18 protein-coding genes and 1 tRNA gene are annotated in these 19,192 nt (G+C 72.2%); 12 read left to right on the forward strand and 7 right to left on the reverse strand.

Features of this window, described 5'->3' with window-relative positions:
• Positions 1–5: 5 nt before the first annotated feature.
• Both ACFYO2_RS03490 and ACFYO2_RS03495 read right to left on the reverse strand, forming a co-directional pair.
• The gene (locus ACFYO2_RS03490; RefSeq protein ID WP_388343376.1) at positions 6–683 is read right to left on the reverse strand and encodes a hypothetical protein; all 678 of its coding nucleotides are present in this window, start codon (positions 681–683) and stop codon (positions 6–8) included.
• A 443-nt stretch (positions 684–1,126) separates the two neighbouring features.
• On the reverse strand, positions 1,127–3,175 hold the full coding sequence (locus tag ACFYO2_RS03495) for a DHA2 family efflux MFS transporter permease subunit (protein WP_388343379.1): 2,049 nt from the start codon (positions 3,173–3,175) through the stop codon (positions 1,127–1,129).
• Positions 3,176–3,371: 196 nt separating this feature from the next.
• Here ACFYO2_RS03495 and ACFYO2_RS03500 point away from each other — a divergent pair, with 196 nt between their 5' ends.
• The gene (locus ACFYO2_RS03500) at positions 3,372–4,484 is read left to right on the forward strand and encodes a peptidoglycan-binding protein (RefSeq protein ID WP_388343383.1); all 1,113 of its coding nucleotides are present in this window, start codon (positions 3,372–3,374) and stop codon (positions 4,482–4,484) included.
• Positions 4,485–4,632: 148 nt separating this feature from the next.
• On the opposite strand, the gene ACFYO2_RS03505 is transcribed toward ACFYO2_RS03500, so the two are convergent.
• Positions 4,633–5,292 (reverse strand): HAD family hydrolase, encoded by a 660-nt coding sequence (locus ACFYO2_RS03505; RefSeq protein ID WP_388343385.1) that lies wholly within the window; start codon positions 5,290–5,292, stop codon positions 4,633–4,635.
• Positions 5,293–5,495: 203 nt separating this feature from the next.
• Entirely contained in the window at positions 5,496–6,083 is a 588-nt protein-coding gene (locus ACFYO2_RS03510) for a TMEM165/GDT1 family protein (protein WP_388343388.1), read from the reverse strand.
• A gap of 504 nt (positions 6,084–6,587) precedes the next feature.
• On the opposite strand from ACFYO2_RS03510, the gene ACFYO2_RS03515 reads away from it, so the two are divergent.
• The 5 genes from ACFYO2_RS03515 to ACFYO2_RS03535 all read left to right on the forward strand — a co-directional run bounded on the left by ACFYO2_RS03515 (position 6,588) and on the right by ACFYO2_RS03535 (position 12,534).
• Positions 6,588–7,232 (forward strand): HNH endonuclease family protein, encoded by a 645-nt coding sequence (locus ACFYO2_RS03515; protein ID WP_388343391.1) that lies wholly within the window; start codon positions 6,588–6,590, stop codon positions 7,230–7,232.
• Between the two features lie 133 nt (positions 7,233–7,365).
• On the forward strand, positions 7,366–9,003 hold the full coding sequence (locus tag ACFYO2_RS03520) for an alkaline phosphatase D family protein (RefSeq protein ID WP_388343393.1): 1,638 nt from the start codon (positions 7,366–7,368) through the stop codon (positions 9,001–9,003).
• A gap of 168 nt (positions 9,004–9,171) precedes the next feature.
• Positions 9,172–11,151, forward strand: coding sequence for an FAD/NAD(P)-binding protein (locus ACFYO2_RS03525; protein WP_388343396.1), 1,980 nt, complete (start codon positions 9,172–9,174; stop codon positions 11,149–11,151).
• An 87-nt stretch (positions 11,152–11,238) separates the two neighbouring features.
• On the forward strand, positions 11,239–11,691 hold the full coding sequence (locus ACFYO2_RS03530) for a DoxX family protein (RefSeq protein ID WP_388343399.1): 453 nt from the start codon (positions 11,239–11,241) through the stop codon (positions 11,689–11,691).
• 231 nt (positions 11,692–11,922) lie between these two features.
• Positions 11,923–12,534, forward strand: coding sequence for a DedA family protein (locus ACFYO2_RS03535; protein ID WP_388343979.1), 612 nt, complete (start codon positions 11,923–11,925; stop codon positions 12,532–12,534).
• A gap of 41 nt (positions 12,535–12,575) precedes the next feature.
• Here the strand turns inward: ACFYO2_RS03535 and ACFYO2_RS03540 are convergent, their stop codons facing one another.
• Together ACFYO2_RS03540 and ACFYO2_RS03545 are read right to left on the reverse strand one after the other, a co-directional pair.
• Entirely contained in the window at positions 12,576–12,758 is a 183-nt protein-coding gene (locus ACFYO2_RS03540; RefSeq protein ID WP_388343402.1) for a hypothetical protein, read from the reverse strand.
• A 48-nt stretch (positions 12,759–12,806) separates the two neighbouring features.
• Entirely contained in the window at positions 12,807–13,037 is a 231-nt protein-coding gene (locus ACFYO2_RS03545; RefSeq protein ID WP_388343405.1) for a DUF2277 domain-containing protein, read from the reverse strand.
• Between the two features lie 145 nt (positions 13,038–13,182).
• Between ACFYO2_RS03545 and ACFYO2_RS03550 the strand changes: the two genes are divergently transcribed.
• The 3 genes from ACFYO2_RS03550 (at position 13,183) to ACFYO2_RS03560 (ending at position 16,142) form a co-directional block, all read left to right on the forward strand.
• Positions 13,183–14,085, forward strand: coding sequence for a ketopantoate reductase family protein (locus ACFYO2_RS03550; protein ID WP_388343407.1), 903 nt, complete (start codon positions 13,183–13,185; stop codon positions 14,083–14,085).
• A gap of 85 nt (positions 14,086–14,170) precedes the next feature.
• A complete protein-coding gene (locus ACFYO2_RS03555) occupies positions 14,171–15,511 on the forward strand; it encodes a PQQ-binding-like beta-propeller repeat protein (protein ID WP_388343410.1) in 1,341 nt (446 codons plus the stop codon).
• A gap of 268 nt (positions 15,512–15,779) precedes the next feature.
• Positions 15,780–16,142, forward strand: a complete 363-nt coding sequence (locus ACFYO2_RS03560) for a hypothetical protein (RefSeq protein WP_388343413.1) — start codon at positions 15,780–15,782, stop codon at positions 16,140–16,142.
• 46 nt (positions 16,143–16,188) lie between these two features.
• Here ACFYO2_RS03560 and ACFYO2_RS03565 read toward each other — a convergent pair.
• Positions 16,189–16,260: transfer RNA gene (locus tag ACFYO2_RS03565), tRNA-Val, on the reverse strand.
• 224 nt (positions 16,261–16,484) lie between these two features.
• Between ACFYO2_RS03565 and ACFYO2_RS03570 the strand changes: the two genes are divergently transcribed.
• The 3 genes from ACFYO2_RS03570 (at position 16,485) to ACFYO2_RS03580 (ending at position 19,022) form a co-directional block, all read left to right on the forward strand.
• Entirely contained in the window at positions 16,485–17,255 is a 771-nt protein-coding gene (locus ACFYO2_RS03570) for a DUF4097 family beta strand repeat-containing protein (protein ID WP_388343415.1), read from the forward strand.
• 75 nt (positions 17,256–17,330) lie between these two features.
• Positions 17,331–18,722: a hypothetical protein gene (locus ACFYO2_RS03575; RefSeq protein ID WP_388343418.1), complete on the forward strand. Its 1,392-nt coding sequence runs from the start codon at positions 17,331–17,333 to the stop codon at positions 18,720–18,722.
• A gap of 75 nt (positions 18,723–18,797) precedes the next feature.
• Positions 18,798–19,022 carry a zinc ribbon domain-containing protein gene (locus tag ACFYO2_RS03580; protein ID WP_388343419.1) on the forward strand — a complete coding sequence of 75 codons (225 nt, stop codon included), beginning with the start codon at positions 18,798–18,800 and terminating at the stop codon, positions 19,020–19,022.
• Positions 19,023–19,192: the final 170 nt, after the last annotated feature.

Raw genomic sequence — 19,192 nt, forward strand, 5'->3', positions numbered from 1 at the left:
GTCATTCAACTCCCCTTCGCATGACGCCTGGTGAATCCCCACGGCTGGTGGTGGGTGCGGCCGTGCTCCGCACCGCCTTCCGACCTCTCGACGGCCTTCCGGGACTCCTCCCGGTGCCGGGTCGGGCGTACCAGGTCCTCGAACAGGGCCCGCGCCTCGACCATGGCCTCGCGCATCTCCTCGGTGCCGGACCGGCCGTCGCCGTTCTGCGCCCCGCTTCCGGCCGCCGTGGCGACGCGGTGCACACGCCGGTAACCGTGCACATGATGTGCGTGGTGCACGGACAGCGCGTCGAGCTGTTCGTCGTACTGCGCGCCGTCCGGGAAGCCCCGGGCGCCGGCCAGCTCGGCGAGCAGCCGGTCCGCCTCGGCCACGGCCTCCCGCGGCGAGTCGACGAACCGCTCCTGGGCGGCCGTCCAGCGGGCCTCGTACTGCTCGCGCTGTGCGGGTTCCAGCGGCCGCACGCGCAGCGATCCGTGCCGCTCCACGCGCTCGGCGAGCTCGTGCTCGGCGGCCTTGGCGTCCCCGTCGTGCCGGGCCACGGCCCGGTCGTACTCGGGCCCGAAGCGCCGCTTCAGGTTCTGGCCGCCGGGCCCGCGCCGGGCCCGCAGGGACAGGACGGCCGCGACGATCACGATGGCCGCCACGATCACGATCAGAGCGATGATCACGCCTGTGGACATGAGTGCCTTCCGGGTTCTCGACCCAACCGGCCCTCCGTACGGGCCGGTTCCCCGACCGGGTAGCCCGGGCGGCCCCGCTCAAACGGTCCGCGCATGCGCGGCGACGCCGTGTCGATGCGGCACAGGCCCGATCGACCCACAGATCCCCGAGTGCCCCGCCCACCCCAGCAGAGAGCCACGGCCCACCAAGTCCCACTGTCCCCACGCGCCGGCCGCGAGGGAGCCGTAGGGGCGCGGGGGGGGGGGGGGGGGGGGGGGGGGGGGGGGCGGCGGCGCGGGGGCCCGCGGGGGGGGGGGCGCGGCGACACCGGCCGGCCCCCCCCCCCCCGCCCGCCCCGCCCCCCCCCCCCCCCCCCCCCCCCCCCCCCGGGCGCGGGCGCCCCGAAGGCGACCGAGCCATCCAGCACAGCGCCCCGAAGGCGACCGAGCCATCAAAGGGGCGCTCAGGTGAGGCGGGTCACCGCCCGCTCATCATGCGGCCGTTCCGACTCCGAGCCGCACAGTTCGGTGTTCAGCTCCTTGATCAGATGGATCAGGTCGGTCGGCCGGTCCGGTCCCCACCAGTCGCCGAGGAGCTCGGCGAGAGACTCCTCGCGGGCCTGGGCGAGCCGGTCGGCGACCTCGCGGCCCTCGTCGGTCAGGGCGAGGTCGAGGCCCTGCCGGAGCGCGAGGTGGCGCTCCTCGACCTGGCGGGCGGCCTCGATGACGACGGTCAGCGGGAGCGTGGTGCGCTCGGCGAGGATGGCCGGCTCGACACTGCCGTACTTCTTGATCCGCAGCAGCAGCCAGCTCGCCGCGGGCAGCAGGTCGTAGCCCGCCCGCTCGGTGATCGTCCGGTAGATCTCGCGTCGGCCCTCCCGCGTGCCGAGCACGGACAGCGCCCGGCACACCTCGTCGTACGACGACCGCTCCACCGGGTTGCTGGCGAGCGTCTCCGTGACGTCCGGTGCCGTGACAGAGCCGCGCAGCCGGTCCTCCTTCAGGAACCAGGCCAGTACGAAGCCGACGAGGGCGACGGGAGCGGCGTAAAGGAAGACGTCGGTGATGGACGAGGCGTACGCGTGCACGGCGGAGGGTCGCAGCGCGGCCGGGAGGGCGGCGATGCCGCGCGGGTCGGACTCCAGCGCGCCCACGGAGACGCCGGGCGGGAGCTGGGTGCCGCTGAAGGCGTCGGCCAGTTTGTCGCCGAGACGGTTCGCGAAGACCGTGCCGAAGATGGCGACGCCGAAGGAGGCCCCGATGGACCGGAAGAAGGTCGCGCCGGAGGTGGCGACGCCGAGATCCTCGTACGAGACCGCGTTCTGCACGATCAGGACCAGGACCTGCATGACCAGGCCGAGCCCCAGGCCGAAGACGAAGAAGAAGCCGCTCATCTGGCCCGTCGAGCTGTTCTCGTCCAGCTGGTGCAGGAGGAGCAGGCCGAGGGCGGTGATGCCGGTGCCCGCGACCGGGAAGACCTTCCAGCGGCCGGTGCGGCTGACGATCTGCCCGGAGAGGGTCGACGACAGCAGCAGGCCGAGCACCATCGGCAGCATGTGCACGCCGGACATGGTGGGACTGACGCCCTGGACGACCTGGAGGAAGGTCGGCAGGTAGGTCATCGCGCCGAACATCGCGAAGCCGACGATGAAGCTGATGACCGCGGCCAGCGTGAAGGTGCGGATCCGGAAGAGCTTCAGCGGGAGGACGGGTTCCGGCGCCCTCCGTTCGGCGGCCACGAACGCGACGGCGAGTACGACGCCCAGGACGGCCAGTCCGACGATCTGCGGCGAGCCCCAGTCCCACGTCGTGCCGCCCAGCGACGCCACCAGCACCAGGCAGGTGGCCACGGAGGCGATGAGGAACGTACCGAGGTAGTCGATGACGTGCGGTGTGGACTTGCGCGGGATGCGCAGCACGGTCGCGATCACGGCGAGCGCGACGACGCCGATCGGCAGGTTGACGTAGAACACCCAGCGCCAGCTCAGGTGCTCGGTGAACAGCCCGCCCAGCAGCGGGCCGAGGACGCTGGTCGCGCCGAAGACGGCACCGAACAGCCCCTGGTAGCGGCCGCGTTCGCGCGGTGGGACGAGGTCGCCGACGATCGCCATCGACAGCACCATCAGTCCGCCGCCGCCGAGGCCCTGGAGCGCCCGGAACGCGATGAGCTGGGACATGTCCTGCGCCGCGCCACACAGCGCCGAGCCGATCAGGAAGATCACGATCGCGATCTGGAACAGCCTCTTTCGGCCGTATTGGTCACCGAGCTTGCCCCACAGCGGGGTGGCCGCGGTCGACGCCAGCAGGTACGCCGTGACCACCCAGGACAGGTGCTCCATACCGCCGAGTTCGCTGACGATCGTGGGCAGCGCGGTCGACACGATCGTCTGGTCCAGGGCGGCCAGCAGCATCCCGAGAAGCAGGGCGCCGATCGAGACGAGGACATTGCCGGTCACGTGCTCGTCACGTGCGTCTCGGGTCTGCCCCTTCACTGCGTGAACATCCCCGGCCATGAAAACCTCCCGAGGTTCTCGTTCGAAGTTCCATCGTGATCGGTGTGACCACTTATGGCCTGTTGAGTCCTGCCGGAAAGCGTCCGGAAGCCGTTGCGGAAGCCGCTGTTCCGGGGGCTCGTGAGTGATGGTGTGGAGGAGGTCTGGATAATCTCTGGAGTTCGCGAGGGGAAGACGCGAGGGGAGGGACGAACGCGTGGACGAGTCGAGAGGGCACCTTTGCCCGGAATGTGATGCCCCCAGGGGCGCCGACAACACGCCGTCCTGCGCCTGCACCCAAAGGGCCTCCGACGCCCTGCGCGACGCCCGCACGGCCGAGGCGGCCGCGGCGGAGGACTTCGACCCCCTGCGCATACGGCCGTACGTCGAGCTGGAGGAGGCGGCGGGTGCGACGGACGCGTCCGGGACTCCTGACGCGCCTGACGCGCAGGGCATGCCGGGCGGGTCTGGTATGCCTGGCGCATCCGACACGCCGGACATACCTGACGTGCCTGAAGTCGAGGCCACCATGGCACTGCGCCCGGTCACCCCGGACACGACCGCATCCGGTACCGGCGCATCCGCCGAGGACGCCACCGTCATACTCCCCGCCGTCGACGCGGCCTCCGGGCTCCCGACCCCCTTGGCGCACCCGCCCGGCTACCCCGGCCCAACCGACCTGCACCTGTTGGAGGCGGCCGACGGCGAGGGGAAGCTGAGCCGACGCCGACGGCGTACCGTCCTGCTCGGTGTCGGCTCAGCCGTCGTGTCGGTCGTGGCGGCGGCCGGGATCGCGAGCGGGCTGTTGGCGTACGAGACGCCGTCGCGGGACGGCGCACCCCCGCAGGACGTACGGGCGGCCGTGCCGGACACCTCACCGAGCTCGGCGTCCACGTCCCCGTCCACGCGGACCACGTCCGCCGCGCCGACGTCCGCCTCTCCGTCCGCGTCCGCCAGTCCCAGCCCGTCGCCCACCTCGTCGCCGTCGCCCTCCCCGTCGAGCGCCTCGCCGAGCCCGTCCCGGTCGGCCGAGCCGACGCAGTCCCCGACGAGCACCGACGACGCCTCGGGCTCCGGGGACGAGTCCGAGGCCGATCGCAGCAGCAGCCCCGTCCTGCGCCGCGGCGACCAGGGCCCCGAGGTCACCGAACTCCAGCAGCGCCTGCGCCAGCTGTACCTCTACAACGGCGCGATCGACGGGAACTTCACCACCCAGGTCGAGGACGCGCTGCGCAACTACCAGTGGTCCCGGGGCGTAGGCACCGACAACCTCGGTGTGTACGACCACGAGACCCGGGCGAAGCTGGAGTCGGAGACGACGGAGCCGTGACGGGCTCCGGCGCCTTACCGACGTACCCGGGAAACGGGACGGGGCTCAGCCGAGGAACGCCAGAAAACCGCCGAGCGGTTCTCGTACGGCGTCCGCCGCCATCCAGCCCGGACGCCCCACCCGACCTACGCTCCCAACCGTCCGGCTCTCACCCGACGTGAAGCCTGATCGTCCCGTCCCCCACAGCCTCCACCCGCACCTCCGTCAGGTCCCGCACCAGGGCGTCCGGCCCGTGGAGGCCGGCCCGCGGACCGACGCCGACGACCCGCATCCCGGCGGCGCGGCCGGCCTGGATCCCGGCGCCGGAGTCCTCGAAGACGACGCAGTCGGCCGGGGCGACGCCCAGTTCGGCGGCGCCCTTGAGGAATCCCTCGGGGTCGGGCTTGCTCGCGCCGACGGACTCGGCGGTGATGCGGACGTCGGGCAGGCGGAGGCCCCCGGCGGCCATGCGCGCGGTGGACAGCGCGACGTCGGCGGAGGTGACCAGGGCGTGCGGCAGTCCGTGCAGCGAGGCGAGGAACCGGGAGGCGCCCGGGATCGCGACGACGCCGTCCATGTCGGCGGTCTCCTCGGCGAGCATGCGCGCGTTGTCGGCGTGGTTCTGCTCCATGGGGCGGCCGGGCAGCAGCAGCGCCATGGAGGCGTGGCCCTGGCGGCCGTGCACGACCTTCATGACCTCGTCCCCGGCCAGCCCCTGTCGGTCGGCCCAGCGCCGCCAGATGCGTTCGACGACGGCGTCGGAATTGACCAGGGTGCCGTCCATGTCCAGCAGGAGGGCGCGGGCGGTGAGCACGGCGGTGGCCGTCATCGGCAGCTCCAGACGCGGGGCGGGGGGCGTGTGGGTGAGCCCCGGGGAACAAGGCGGCCCCGCCCGCCGGTCAGGGAAAACGGGCGGGAGCCACTTTGTTCCTCCACGGTACAAAACTGAACCGGCTCACGCCACCGTCTCCCGCAACAGTTCACTCACCGTTCAGCTCAGGACTCAGTTCACGGTCAGCTCGCGTGGCGGCCTCACCCGGCCACGGCCTCCCAAAGAGACCACGCCCCGAGCCCGAGCATCAGCAGTGCCGCGACCTTGGTGATCAGCCGCAGCGGAACCCGCTTCATCAGGGCCTTTCCGCCGACAATGCCGAGTCCGGCCACCGCCCACAGCGCGAGCACCGCGCCGAGGCCGACGGAGAGCGGGTCGTCGTACCGAGCCGCGAGGTTCGCCGTCATGATCTGCGTGAGGTCGCCGAACTCCGCGACCAGGATGAGCATGAAGCCGGCCCCGGCGACCTTCCAGAAGGACTGGTTCTCCGGCCTGCGGACCTCCGCGTCACCATCGGCCCCGTCCTTCGTCATCAGCAGCACGGCCGCGCCGCCGAGGAAGAGCACACCGGTCAGGGCGTGCACGATCTGCTGCGGCAGGAGCGTCAGCACTGTGCCCGCCGCGACGGCGAGCGCGACATGCAGCGCGAACGCGGCGGCGACGCCGGCGAAAACGTAGGAGGCGCGATAGCGGGTGCCGAGGACGAGGCCGGCGAGCGCGGTCTTGTCCGGCAGTTCGGCGAGGAAGACGACGCCGAAGACGAGCGCCGTCACGGTGAAGCTGATCAAGGGTCCTCAATCGGTCGGGCTGCCCCACCGAGAGTGACCACCGCTTCGCGACACCTCGGCACGGCAGCGCACTGGTCACCCGTGCCGTACGGCACGGGCGTGCACTGCTTGCCGAAGGTCTCGCCGGCCGATCCGCAAAGGATCCGCCTCCGGGCGCCGGCTCAGACTGGCTGAGCAGTATGTCGACGGTCCGGCGAAGAGCTACTCCCCTTCTGCGCCATCCATAGTACGTGACTCATGCACCGACCCTCAGGGCCGCGCGAACCGCACCCCCAGAGCCGGCCGAACGAACCTCGGGTCCCCGCGAACCGCACTCCCAAAGCCGCGCGAACCGACTCTCAAAGCCGCATGAACCGACCCTCAGAGCCGAAAGTCCCGTCGCGGGCATAGACGTGTCATGCACACGTCATTAGCTTCTTACCCGACGCACATCCCCCCGCAACACGGCGTCGCGAGCATTCCCTCGCTCGCACTCCAACACCCCCACACCCCCTGGGAGTTCGCATGTCGAAGTTCTACGCGCGTCGACGCGTCAGCATACTCGCCGCGCTCGCCGCTCTCACAGCCTCCGTCTCCCTTTTCAACGGCCCGACCGCCTCCGCCGCCCTCCCCACCCCGGTCAGCGCCGCCACCGCCCGCACCTACCTCGCCTCGCTCACCGTGGCGACGGAGGACCGTACCGGCTACAGCCGCGACCTGTTCAACCACTGGATCACCATCAGTGGCACCTGCAACACCCGTGAGACCGTCCTCAAGCGTGACGGCTCGAACGTCGTCACCGACTCCGCCTGCGCCTCCACCAGCGGCAGTTGGTACTCCCCGTACGACGGCGCCACCTGGACCGTCGCCTCCGACCTGGACATCGACCACCTGGTGCCGCTGGCCGAGGCCTGGGACTCCGGCGCCGACAGCTGGACCAGCACCCAGCGCCAGAACTTCGCCAACGACCTCACCCGTCCCCAGCTGATCGCCGTCACGGACAACGTCAACCAGGCGAAGAGCGACCAGGACCCGGCCACCTGGATGCCCTCGGTCACTTCGTACCGCTGCACCTACGTCCGCGCCTGGGTGCAGGTGAAGTACTACTACGACCTCTCGGTCGACTCGGCCGAGAAGAGCGCGCTCACGAACTACCTCTCGAGCTGCTGATCCCGCGAGCCCGAAAGCTCCGCAGGAAGAGCTCCACGGGGATCGACAAAGGATCGACAACCGTGATCTGCGGAACCTCCCCCTTCCCCTCCGTCGTTCCGTACCGTACGGGGCGACGGAGGAGGGTGATCACGTGGCGGGACTGCGCCTTGGGCCACTGCTGAGGTACGCCGACGACTCGTGCGCGACCGTCTGGGTCGAGGCGAGCCGCCCGTGCACCGCCGAGGTGCGCTGCGCGGACGGCGCCCGCGGGGAGGCCCGCACCTTCCAGGTCGAGGGCCACCACTACGCCCTCGTTCCGGTCACCGGCCTCGCTCCCGACACGACACGGGCGTACGAGGTGTTCCTCGACGGCACGCGCGTGTGGCCCTTGCCCGACTCCCCGTTCCCGCCCTCGGTCATCCACACGTCTGACGACAACAACGGTGTCCGTGTCGCCTTCGGCTCCTGCCGGTGGGCCTCGCCTCCGGCCGGCGAGAAGGACCCGTTCGGCCCGGACGCCCTGGACACGCTCTCGGCCCGGATCGCGGGCGATCCCGAGGGCGAACGCCCGGACGTGCTCCTGCTGTTGGGCGACCAGGTCTACGCCGACGAGACCTCCCCCGCGACCCGCCGCTGGCTGGCCGCCCGCCGCGACCTGAGCGACCCGCCGGGCAACGAGGTCGCGGACTACGAGGAGTACACCCGCCTCTACTACGAGTCCTGGCTCGACCCCGAGGTGCGCTGGCTGCTGTCCACCGTGCCCAGTTGCATGATCTTCGACGACCATGACGTCATCGACGACTGGAACACCTCCGCCGCCTGGCTGGAGGACATGCGGGCCACCGGCTGGTGGCAGGAGCGGCTGCTGAGCGGCCTGATGTCGTACTGGGTGCACCAGCACCTGGGGAACCTGTCCCCGGCCGAACTGGCCGCCGACCCGCTGTACGCGGCGGTGCGCGACACCCCCGACGGCACCGACGTCCTGCGCGCCTTCGCCGCCCGGGCCGACACCGACCCCGCCTCGGTGCGCTGGAGCTACCGCCGCGACTTCGGCCGCGTCCGCCTGCTGATGGTGGACACCCGAGCGGCTCGCGTCCTCGACGAGGAGCGCCGCGCGATGCTCGACCCCGGCCAGGCGCAGTGGCTGCGCGAACAGGCGCTGGACGCGCCGGGATCGTACGACCATCTCCTCGTCGGCACCTCCCTGCCCTGGCTGCTGCCGCACCTGGTGCACGACGCCGAGGCGTGGAACGCGGCGCTGTGCCGGGGCGAGAAGGGCGCCCGCTGGGCCCGCTTCGGGGAGGACCTGCGGCGCAGGGCCGACCTGGAGCACTGGGCGGCCTTCCCGGCGTCCTTCGCCGCGCTGTCGGAACTGTTCGCCGAGGCCGGTTCGGGACCCGAGGCGCCGGCGACGATCCTCGTCCTGTCCGGGGACGTGCACCACGCGTACGTGGCCGAGCCGCAGTGGCGTGCCGAGTCCCCCGACGCCCGGGTCCTCCAACTGACCTGCTCCCCCGTCCACAACTCCATCCCCCTCTCGATACGGCTCGGCTTCCGCTTCGGCTGGAGCGCCCTGGCCCGTGCCCTCGGCCGCCGCTTCACCCGGCACGCCGGCGTCCCGCACCCGCCGGTCAGCTGGCGCAAGAAGGGCGGCCCTTGGTTCGGCAACCAGCTCATGACCCTGACCCTGCGCGGCCGTTCGGCCCACCTGCGGCTGGAGCAGGCGCGCGAGGTGCGGGGTGGAAACCCGCGGCTGGCGACCGTCACGGAGTCCGAACTCGCCCGGTAATCAACGGCTTCCGACCGTTTGTTGTGGCGTGGCCAATGATGCTCGTGATGCATCCCACAGTCTGTGCACCCTGGTCTCGGCCCCCTCGGTTCCCGACGGCATGATGAGGCGGACCGTCCGCTTCCAGTGGTCGCGACCTAGCGCCCCACACGCCCGGGAGTCCCCCTCTTGTCCGCACCGACCGAGGACCACACGCCCGTCTCCGTCGCCCTGGTCGGCGCCGGACCACGCGGCACCAGCGTTCTGGAACGCCTCTGCGCCTCGGCGCCGGAACTCCTCGCGCCAGGCGCCCAATTGACGGTCCATGTCGTCGATCCGGCGCCGCCCGGCCCCGGCCGGGTCTGGCGGACCACGCAGTCGCCCGAGCTGCTGATGAACACGGTGTCCTCGCAGGTGACCCTGTTCACCGACGAGAGCGTGGACTGCTCGGGACCGATCCGGCCGGGCCCGAGCCTGCACGAGTGGGCGGGCGGCGCGCTCGGGCCCGACGCGTATCCGACCCGGGCCCAGTACGGCCGGTACCTGGAGTGGGTGTTCGCGCGGACGGTGCGCGAGGCACCGCCCGGGGTGCGCGTGGAGACGCACGCGGCGCGCGCGGTACGCCTCGACGACGCTCCCGACGGCCTCCAGGTCCTCACCCTCGAAGACGGCCGCACCCTGTCCGGCCTGTCCGCCGTCGTCCTGGCGCAGGGCCATCTGCCGGTGGTCGCGGACACGACCGTACGGCGGCTCGCGGCGTACGCCGAGCAGCACGGCCTGCGCCACATACCGCCCGCCAACCCGGCCGACGTCGACCTGTCCCCCGTCTCCCCCGGCGAACCGGTGCTGTTGCGCGGTCTGGGCCTCAACTTCTTCGACCACACGGCCCTGTTGACGAGCGGCCGCGGCGGGCGCTTCGTACCCGGCCGTCGCGGCCTGCGGTACATACCCTCCGGCCGCGAGCCGCGCCTGTACGCCGGTTCGCGGCGCGGTGTCCCGTACCAGGCCCGCGGCGACAACGCGAAGGGTCCCTACGGCCGCCATCTCCCGCTCGTCCTCACCGACGACGTGATCGCCCGTTTCCGCAAGCGCGCCGACTCCGGTGAGGCGCCGGACTTCCTCGCGGAGATATGGCCGCTGGTGGCGAAGGAGGTGGAGACGGTCTACTACGAAGCGCTGGTCGGGGCCATGGAGTTCGGCATCACGGCGTTCGCGGCGACGGAGTTCGCGACCACGGAGGGCGGGCCCTCGGAGGGCGGGGCCTCTCAGTCCCCGGCCCCGGACTTCAGGGACCGTTTCCTGGCCACCGCGCACGGCAGCCATCAAGAGGCCGCTGTACTCGAGGAGTTCGGGGTCGCGCGGGCCGACCGCTGGTCCTGGGACCGGATGTCCCGCCCGTACGCGGGACGGTCCTTCCCCGACCCCGGCGGCTGGCGGGACTGGCTGCTCGCCCACCTCCGCGAGGACGCCGACCAGGCCGCCCTCGGCAATGTCTCCGGCCCGCTGAAGGCCGCCCAGGACGTGCTGCGCGACATACGCAACGAGCTGCGCCAGATCGTCGACCACGGCGGGCTCGCGGGCGCCTCCCGCCGGGACCACCTGGACCGCTGGTACACCCCGCTCAACGCCTTCCTGTCCATCGGCCCGCCCCGGCGCCGCATCGAGGAGCTGGCCGCGCTGGTGGAGGCGGGCGTGGTGGAGGTGCTCGGGCCGCGCCTGGAGGTGCGCGAGGAGGACGGGGCGTGGGTGGCGTGCTCCCCGGAGGTGCCGGGGTCCGCGGTACGTGTGACGACCCTCATAGAGGCGCGGCTACCGGAACCGGATCTGCGACGCACGGCCGACGACCTGCTGGCCCGGCTGCTGAAGACCGGACAGTGCCGGCCCCACATCGTGGACGGTTACGAGACCGGGGGGCTGGACGTGACACAGCGGCCGCACCGTCTGATCGACCGTCAAGGTCGGCCGCACGCAAGGCGGTTGGCCTTCGGGGTGCCCACGGAGGGCGTGCACTGGGTGACCGCGGCGGGCGCCCGCCCGGGTGTGGATTCGGTCACGCTTTCGGACGCGGATGCGGTGGCGAGAGCGGCTCTACGTGCGGCTGCGGCCGAAACGGAAGGCCAAACGGAGGTAAACCAGTGGCCAAATGTTGAACTTGCAAGCATTGATTAGGCGCACCTAGCCTGGGCCACTCACTCGGTTCTGTCCCCCAGACCGGTCCTTCCCCACCGGACCGGCCCGACCGAAGGAGTCCCCCACATGACCGCACGTCTCAACAGCGCCCAGCCATACGCCCTCGGTCTGTTCCGCATCGTCGTCGGCCTGCTCTTCGCCTGCCACGGCGCCTCCTCGCTCTTCGGCGTCCTCGGCGGCGCCGACGGCAGCGGCGGCACGGTCGAGACCGGCGCCTGGCCCAACTGGTACGCGGCCGTGATCGAACTCGTCGGCGGCTCGCTCGTCCTGCTCGGCCTGGGCACGCGGGCCGCCGCGTTCGTCTCCTCGGGCGCGATGGCCTACGCCTACTTCAAGGTCCACCAGCCCAATGCCCTGTGGCCCATGGAGAACAGCGGCGAGGGCGCGGCGATGTTCTGCTGGGCCTTCCTGCTGCTGGTCTTCACCGGTTCCGGCGCCTTCGGCCTGGACCGGCTGCTGACCAGGCGCTCCACGGCGGCGGAGAACCCGGCCACGGAGCAGACGCCGGTGGCGGCCTGATCTTCGGCGGCTCGGTGCACGACGGCGCCCGTTCCCGCGTGGCTCACGCGGGAACGGGCGCCGTTTCCGTCGCTACCGGACACCAGCCCGGACCGGCCCCGGAGAGCGGCAGCCGGGTGAACATGCCGTGCCGAACACACGAGCCCCCGGTGAATGTCCTGTCAGCCCCCAGGCGTACGCTGTATGGCTGTTATGACGGGGGATCACGGGGAGTTCGCGGTGCTGGAAAGCATGGAGAGTGTGGGGCTGCTGACCGGCGGCCCATGGATCTACGCGGTGATCGCCGCATCCGTCCTCCTGGACGTGTTCCTGCCGGTCCTGCCGAGCGGCGTCCTCGTCATCACGGCCGCCACCGCGGCGGCCGGCGCGGCGACCGGCCAGGTCTCGCCGCACGAGGTGCCCGACATCCTCGCCCTCATCTTCTGCGCCACGACCGCGTCCGTACTGGGCGACCTCGTGGCCTACCGCCTGGCCTGGCGCGGCGGGGCCCGCCTGGACCGCGCGATCGCCCGCTCCCGCCGGCTGACCGGCGCGCAGGAACGTCTCGGCGCCGCCCTCGCCCGCGGCGGCGGCACCCTGGTCGTCCTCGCCCGCTTCGCCCCGGCCGGCCGCTCCGTCGTCTCCCTCGGCGCCGGCGCCGCCCACCGCCGCGTCCGCGACTTCCTCCCCTGGTCCGCCCTCGCCGGCCTCTCCTGGGCCGCCTACAGCGTCGCCCTCGGCTACTACGGCGCCCAATGGCTCGGTACCACCTGGCTCGCAACGGGAGTGTCGGCACTGGCGCTGTTCGGAGCGGGTGCAGCCGCGGCATTCGTCATGCGCCGCCAGCCGGCACCGGCACCGTAGCGACGACGACTGACACCGCCGGCCTGCACGCACCCCCCTGGCTACCGCAGCCGCAGCTGCGGGCAGTCGTGCCGCCACACGCAGCTGCGGGGCAGTCGTGCCGCCGGGGCGGCACGGGTGGGCGCAGCGGCACCCCGCAGCGCCGGGCTGCGCAGCCACCCGCCCGCACCAACCCCGGCGCGCACGCCCGGAGCGGCCGGCATCCCGAAGCGCCGGCTGCGCATCCAACCTCCGACAGCAACGCAGGCCCCCACACGGAACGCCGCCCCGCCCTACCCAGCCCTCTGCGCAGCGGCCCCCCGCACCTCCAACCCGGCCAACAACTCCGCCGTGGCCTCGGCGATCACCTCCACGGCCCGGTCGAACACCTCCCGGTTGTGCGCGGCGGGGGCGCGGAACCCGGAGACCTTGCGGACGTACTGCAGGGCGGCGGCGCGGATCTCCTCCTCCGTCGCCTCCTCGGGCAGCACGGGCGGACGAAGCGTCTTGATACTGCGGCACATACCTCCAGTCTGGCCCCCGCCGGGGAATACCGCCGGGCCTCCGCCCGATTCCACCCACCACGCCCACCGCGAACGTGCCGCCTGCGATGATCACTCCGAGGCGGCCACCGTCCCCGGGGCCGACCGATGAGAGGAACCCCGCATCATGGCGTATGAAAAACCGACCGTGGCCGTTCTGGGCCCCGGCGGCACCGGCGGCCTGCTCGCCGCCCTCCTGTCCCGCGCCGGCCACCGCGTGATCTGCCTGGCCGGCCAGGACACGGCACAGACCCTCCGTACGGCCGGAATCCGCGTCCGCAGCGAGAGGTTCGGCGACTTCACAGCCACCGTCGAGGCGGACACGACGCTGCGCGAGCCGGTCGACGTCTGCCTGGTCGCGGTCAAGCACACAGCCCTCGACGCCGCCCTCGACCGCGTCCCGCCCACCGCCCTCGGCGACGGTCTGGTCGTACCGATCCTGAACGGCGTCGAACACCCCGCGACCCTTCGCGCCCGCTACCGCCCCGACCGCGTGGCCCCCGCCGTCATCCGCGTGGAGTCGACGCGTGTGGCACCGGGCGTGATCGAGCACGGCAGCCCCTTCGCCGAGATCGACCTCACCGGCGAAGGCGTCCCGCGTGAGCGCCTCGACACACTGGCCCAGGCACTCACGTCCGCCGGCCCGACCACCCGCGTACTGCCGGACGAGTCGGCAGCGCTCTGGGCGAAGATGTCGTTCCTCGCACCCTTCGCGCTGCTGACCACCCGTCACGCGCTCCCGCTGGGTGAGGTACGCACCAAGTACCGCGAGGAGTTGACGGCCCTGGTGGAGGAGACCGCCAAGGTCAGCGCCGCCTGCGGCGGACCGGCGGACCCGGCCCAGGCACTCGCCCGCTACGACAGCTTCCCGACCGGGATGAAGTCGTCGATGCAGCGCGACGCCGAGGCGGGCCGCCCCCTCGAACTGGACGCGATCGGCGGGGCGTTGCTGCGCGCGGCCGAGCGCCACGGGGTGACGGTGCCCGTAACGGCCCGTCTGGTACGTGAGTTGAGGGACGCCGGGCACTGACGCGCCCCCGCCTCGTGTCGCGGCCGGTGTCGGCGGGACGCACTAAGGTGATCGCCGTTGGGAATGAAGTGAACGGGGGACACCAATGCGAAACTCCCATATATCCCTGCGCTCAAGGGGATTGCTGCTCGCGGCCGCCGCGGTCGTCGGCGGCACGCTGACGGCCTGCGGCTCGGGCGACGACTCCAAGGCCGCCGCCGACGACACTCCGTCGGCGGCGGCCGCGAGCAAGTCGGCCGCCGCGTCCCGGCCCGTGTACGACCCGCCGGCGAAGTTCGACACGACCGGCGCTCCGATGCCCGAGGGGCTGACCGACAACCGCACAGACCTCCAGCACAGGGTCATCAGGAGCCTCCCGGTGACCCTGCACGGGGGCACCGCCTACGCCGCCGCGTTCGATCACGTGCAGGCGGTCGACACCGCCACCGGGGACATCACGGCGACCATCGAGCCCGAGGGCACGGCAGCGGTCGAGGGCACCGGCATCACGCACGACGCCGGGCCGCCCGCCCTGGTGACCACCGGCGACAAGTCGACTCTGCTGACCCCGTTCCTGGTCCGGCAGGCCGGCACGGGAACGCAGGCCGCCCACCAGGCGGTCGAGATGGCCGTCAGCGACGCGGACACCGCCAAGGTGCTGTGGCGGATGACCCTGCGACTGCCGGAGTGGGGCGACGACACGCTCACCGCCCTGACCGTCCACGCCGTCGGCGCCGACGGGAACATCGGGGTCGTCACGGCCCACGACTCCTACGACAACGCCGCCACGTACGGGATCGACCTGGTCTCCCACCGCCAGGTCTGGTCCCAGGACGGGTTCGCCGCCGCGGGGATCGCCGACGGCACCGCGGTCGGCTCGGGCGGGAACCGGACCGGCGAAGGGCGAGCCCTCGGCTACGACGCCGCCACGGGCAAGCGCCTCTGGCAGGGTGCGGAGAACATCGACCCGGACGTGACCACGGCGGGCCCGCACTACGCCGTCGCCCGCGCCAAGGACTTCAAGACCGACGAGCAGACCCTCCTCCTCGTCGACCCCGCCACCGGCGCCACCAAGCACCGACTGCCCGCCGAACTCGGCGAGTCCACCTGCGGTTACGACGAGAAGAGCACCATCGTCTGCCACGGCGAGAGCACGCAGACGGACGAGCCGGTCGCCTACGGCCTGGACGCCACCAGCGGCAAGGTCCTCTGGAAGCTCCCCGACGCGCAGAGCGACCGCATCGCCCCCGAGGTCACCTCGGCCTGGCACGGCCGGGTCTACGGCGAGACGGAGAACGGCCCGGTCACCCTGGACGCCCGCACGGGCGAGGACGCCCCGACCAGCCCCGGCATCGCCCCGGTCCTGGTCAACGGCTCGGCGGCCCTCGCCCTGAAGCAGGTGGACGGCTGGAAGTACAACCTGTTCGTGTACGCCGCCACCGGCTGAGCGAACACACCGGGGCGGCCGGTTCTCGCCGCCCCGGTGACCTTCTCCCTGCCTGCCGCGGAGCTTGCCCTTGCCCGGACATCCACCACCCGGCCCCGCCCGGTCCGGATGCGCGCACACATCCGCGAGCTCCCTCACCGCCACCCCTGACCACCAGCACTCCGTGCTGATCAAACTTCGATGTCGCAGGACAGTGAGCACACACTCGTTCGCATGAACCACCCCAAGGAGCTCGCCACCCAAAATCGAACAGGCGTACCATTGCGCCGTGGCTACGACCTATGACTTTCCGAGTGACCTCCTTGCCGGTCAGGAGGAGCTGCATCAGGTCCGGGCCGAGCTGTCGGCCCTGCTCAAGCGGCTTCCTTGGTCGGTCGAGCCCTTGGACGGCTTCAGTGACTCGGGCGGCTGGCGCAAGGTGGAGCGCCCCGCATCCCCCGGCTGGACGGCCGACGAACAGGCCACGGTGGAGAAGCTCCGCCGACGGGAGCACGAACTCGCGGTCTTCGTGAGCGGCCACCGCTTCTGGGCGGAGGTCGCGGCGGCGGAGCGGGTGGATGCCCGTATGAGGCTGAAGCACGCGCACGAGGGTCCGGCGGGCCCAGGGAAGCCGGTGGAAGAGAGGTTCTGAACAGAAGCAGACCCCGGCCAGGATCGGCCGGGGTCTCATGCTGGTGTGGGCGCGGACGGTTTCGAACCGCCGACATCCTGCTTGTAAGGCAGGCGCTCTACCCCTGAGCTACGCACCCGAGACGAGTCGACAGCCTACATTGCCCGAGGCACTGTCCCGCAAACCGTATCGGTGCGGGGATCTTCATACGGACCTGTGCAGCGATCTGTGTAGGGGCCACCTCCGGGGGTTATCCCCACCCGGAATCCGGGAGCGGCCCGGATGCCCGCGCGGGCCCCGGATCCGTACGGTCGAAGAGTGTCGGAGCAGCGGCTTCGGCGCTCGTCCCAGGGGGAGATCGTCATGGCCCGTACCGTTCCCGTCCGTGCCCTCGCCGTGGCCGGTGCCGTCGCGGCGCTCGTCGCCGGTGCCACCGCCTGCGGCGCCTCCGCGGGGGACGACAAGGATCCCGACCAGCGGTCCTTCGCCCTGCGGGGCGACACTCTCACGATCGACTCCGACGACTCCGCGCTGGAGATCGTCGCCGCCGACGCGCACAAGGCGGGCACGGTCGAGGTCACCCGCTGGTTCCAGGGCACGGTCGCCCTCGGCAAGGACCCCCAGGTGACCTGGTCCATGAAGGACGACCGGCTGAAGCTGCGGCTGAAGTGCACGGGCGTCGTCGCCGACTGCGCGGCCAAGCACCGGATCGAGGTGCCGCGGGGTATCACGGTGAACGTCGTGGACGGGGACGGCAGCGTGCGCGCGCGGGGCTTCGAGGACGCGCTGAACATCCGTACCGGCGACGGCTCCGTGCGCGTCACCGATTCCAGCGGCCCGCTGGAGCTGCGTACGGGCGACGGCTCGGTGCGCGCCGAGGTGTCCTCCCGCGAGGTGCGCGCCCAGACCGGTGACGGCTCGGTCCACCTCGAACTGGGCGCCGTACCGGACCTGGTGGAGTCCCGCACCGGCGACGGGTCCGTGACGATCGCGCTGCCCGACGCCACCTACCGGGTGACGAGCAGGACGGGCGACGGCGCGGAGGACATATCGGTGCCGCGGGACGAGTCCAGCTCCCATGTGGTGTCCGCGCAGACCGGCGACGGCAAAGTAACGGTCCGCACGGCGAACTGACCGGCCCGTGTGTTCGTCCTCTACCGGTGGGAGAATGACAGCGGGCCAGGACGAATCACAGCACGGGAGAGGGATGTGACGGCGACACCTTCGCAGCCGTACTCGCCGTTGGTGCCGCGCGCACGCCACCCTGTGCGTCACGGGCTGCGGGACACCCTCGCCCTGCTCGGACTGCCCCTCGTGGTCGCGCTCGCCCTGCCCACCGCCTTCGCGAGCGGCGGGGGCAGCGGCACCCGGCGCTGGTTCGGCGGGCGGGCGGAGAGCCAGCGGGCGGAGGCGCAGGCCGCGAAGGACGCCGCCGCGGCCGCGTTCTACGAGCTGGACACCGCCCAGCGGGACCTGCGGATCTCGATAGAGACCATCACGGCCGTCGACGACTCCCCCGCCGCCCGACGCGCGGTCGCCGACTTCCAGGCGATCAGCGCCCGCATCGACGAGGCCAGCTTCCAGTACATCAACGCCGTCGACGCGCACGACCTCGACCGGGACGACCTGGAGGCCTCGGCGGCCGCGCAGGCCCGCACCGCACTCGGCCAGGCCAAGGACGAACTGGGCCGGGTCAAGCAGGACCTGGACCGGTTCACGGCCGGCCTCGGGCCGCTGCTCGGCAAGGCCGAGACCCAGCTGGCCCGCCTCGCCCCCTCCGTCGAGCGCGCCCGACAGGGCCTGCTGGCCGCGTCCAACGCGCTCGACGCCGTACGGGAATCGGGGCTGAAGGCGGACGACCTGGCCGCCCGGCTCGCCGCCCTCGGGCCCGAGCTGACCAAGCTGAACCAGGGCGCCGGGGCGCACGGCGTCCCACAGACCCTGGAGCGCGCCGAACGCGTGGCGCGGGAGGCCGAGTCGGTCCGGGTCGAAGCCGAGCGGCTGCCGGAGCTGGCCGCGGAGATCGACCACCGGCTGGTCTCCCTGCGTACCCGTGCCCAGGCCCTCACCACTCGCGCCGGGCAGGTCGACCCGGTCCTGAGCGAGCTGCGGCGGCGCTTCGTGGCCGCCTGCTGGCAGGATCTGCAGCACGTGCCGGACCATGCGGCGGAGAACGTGGCGCAGGCCGAGCTGAAGCTGCGCGAGGCCCGTGCCGCCCGCGACGAGCAGCGGTGGCCGGACGCGACCGCCCTGCTGTCGACGGTCCGGGCGCTGCTGAACACGACCGACGAGTCCGTCTCCGCCGCCGGGGACCGGCTGCGCCGGCTGAACGCCGTGCAGAAGGATCCGCAGCATGAGATCGACCGCACCCGTTTCTCCATCCGCGACGCCCAGCGCCTGGCCATGGCCGGCCGCCACACCCCCGACCCTCGCCACGCGCGTCCCCTGGACGACGCGGTCGCCCGCCTCGACCACGCGATCGGCACGCTGGAGGGCCGCCACCCCGACTACTGGCACTTCCTCACCGAGACGGAGGCGGTGCGGCAGTCGGTGGCGCGGGTCGTGAGCCAGATCAGGGACGAGCGCGGGTCCGGGCACTGACTCGCCCTGCGACGTCGGGTGGACGCCGGTAACTCGTCCCTGCGACATCGGGTGGACGCCGGTTAACCTGTGCGCATGCCTCGCTACGAGTACCGCTGCCGCACCTGCGGCGACACCTTCGAACTGAGCCGTCCGATGGCGGAGTCCTCCGCCCCCGCCGACTGCCCCGCGGGCCACGACGACACGGTGAAGCTCCTGTCGACAGTGGCGGTCGGCGGCTCGGCCGCCTCGCCCGCCCCGGCACCCCGGTCGGGCGGCGGTGGCGGGGGCGGTTGCTGCGGTGGGGGCTGCTGCGGCTGACCGCGTACGGCTACTGCGGCTGACCGCATTCAGCGGTGTACGGCTGCCCCGGCGGCCAGAGTCAGGACCACCGGGGCAGGGCCGCCGCAGGCAGGCCCGGGACGTGAGCGCCAACTCGTGGCCTCAAGGCTCCCAGCCGCGCCCCGTCCCCCGCTCAGGCCCTTCAGGCC

It is taken from the genome of Streptomyces sp. NPDC006602, from assembly GCF_042870385.1.
Taxonomy (GTDB): domain Bacteria; phylum Actinomycetota; class Actinomycetes; order Streptomycetales; family Streptomycetaceae; genus Streptomyces.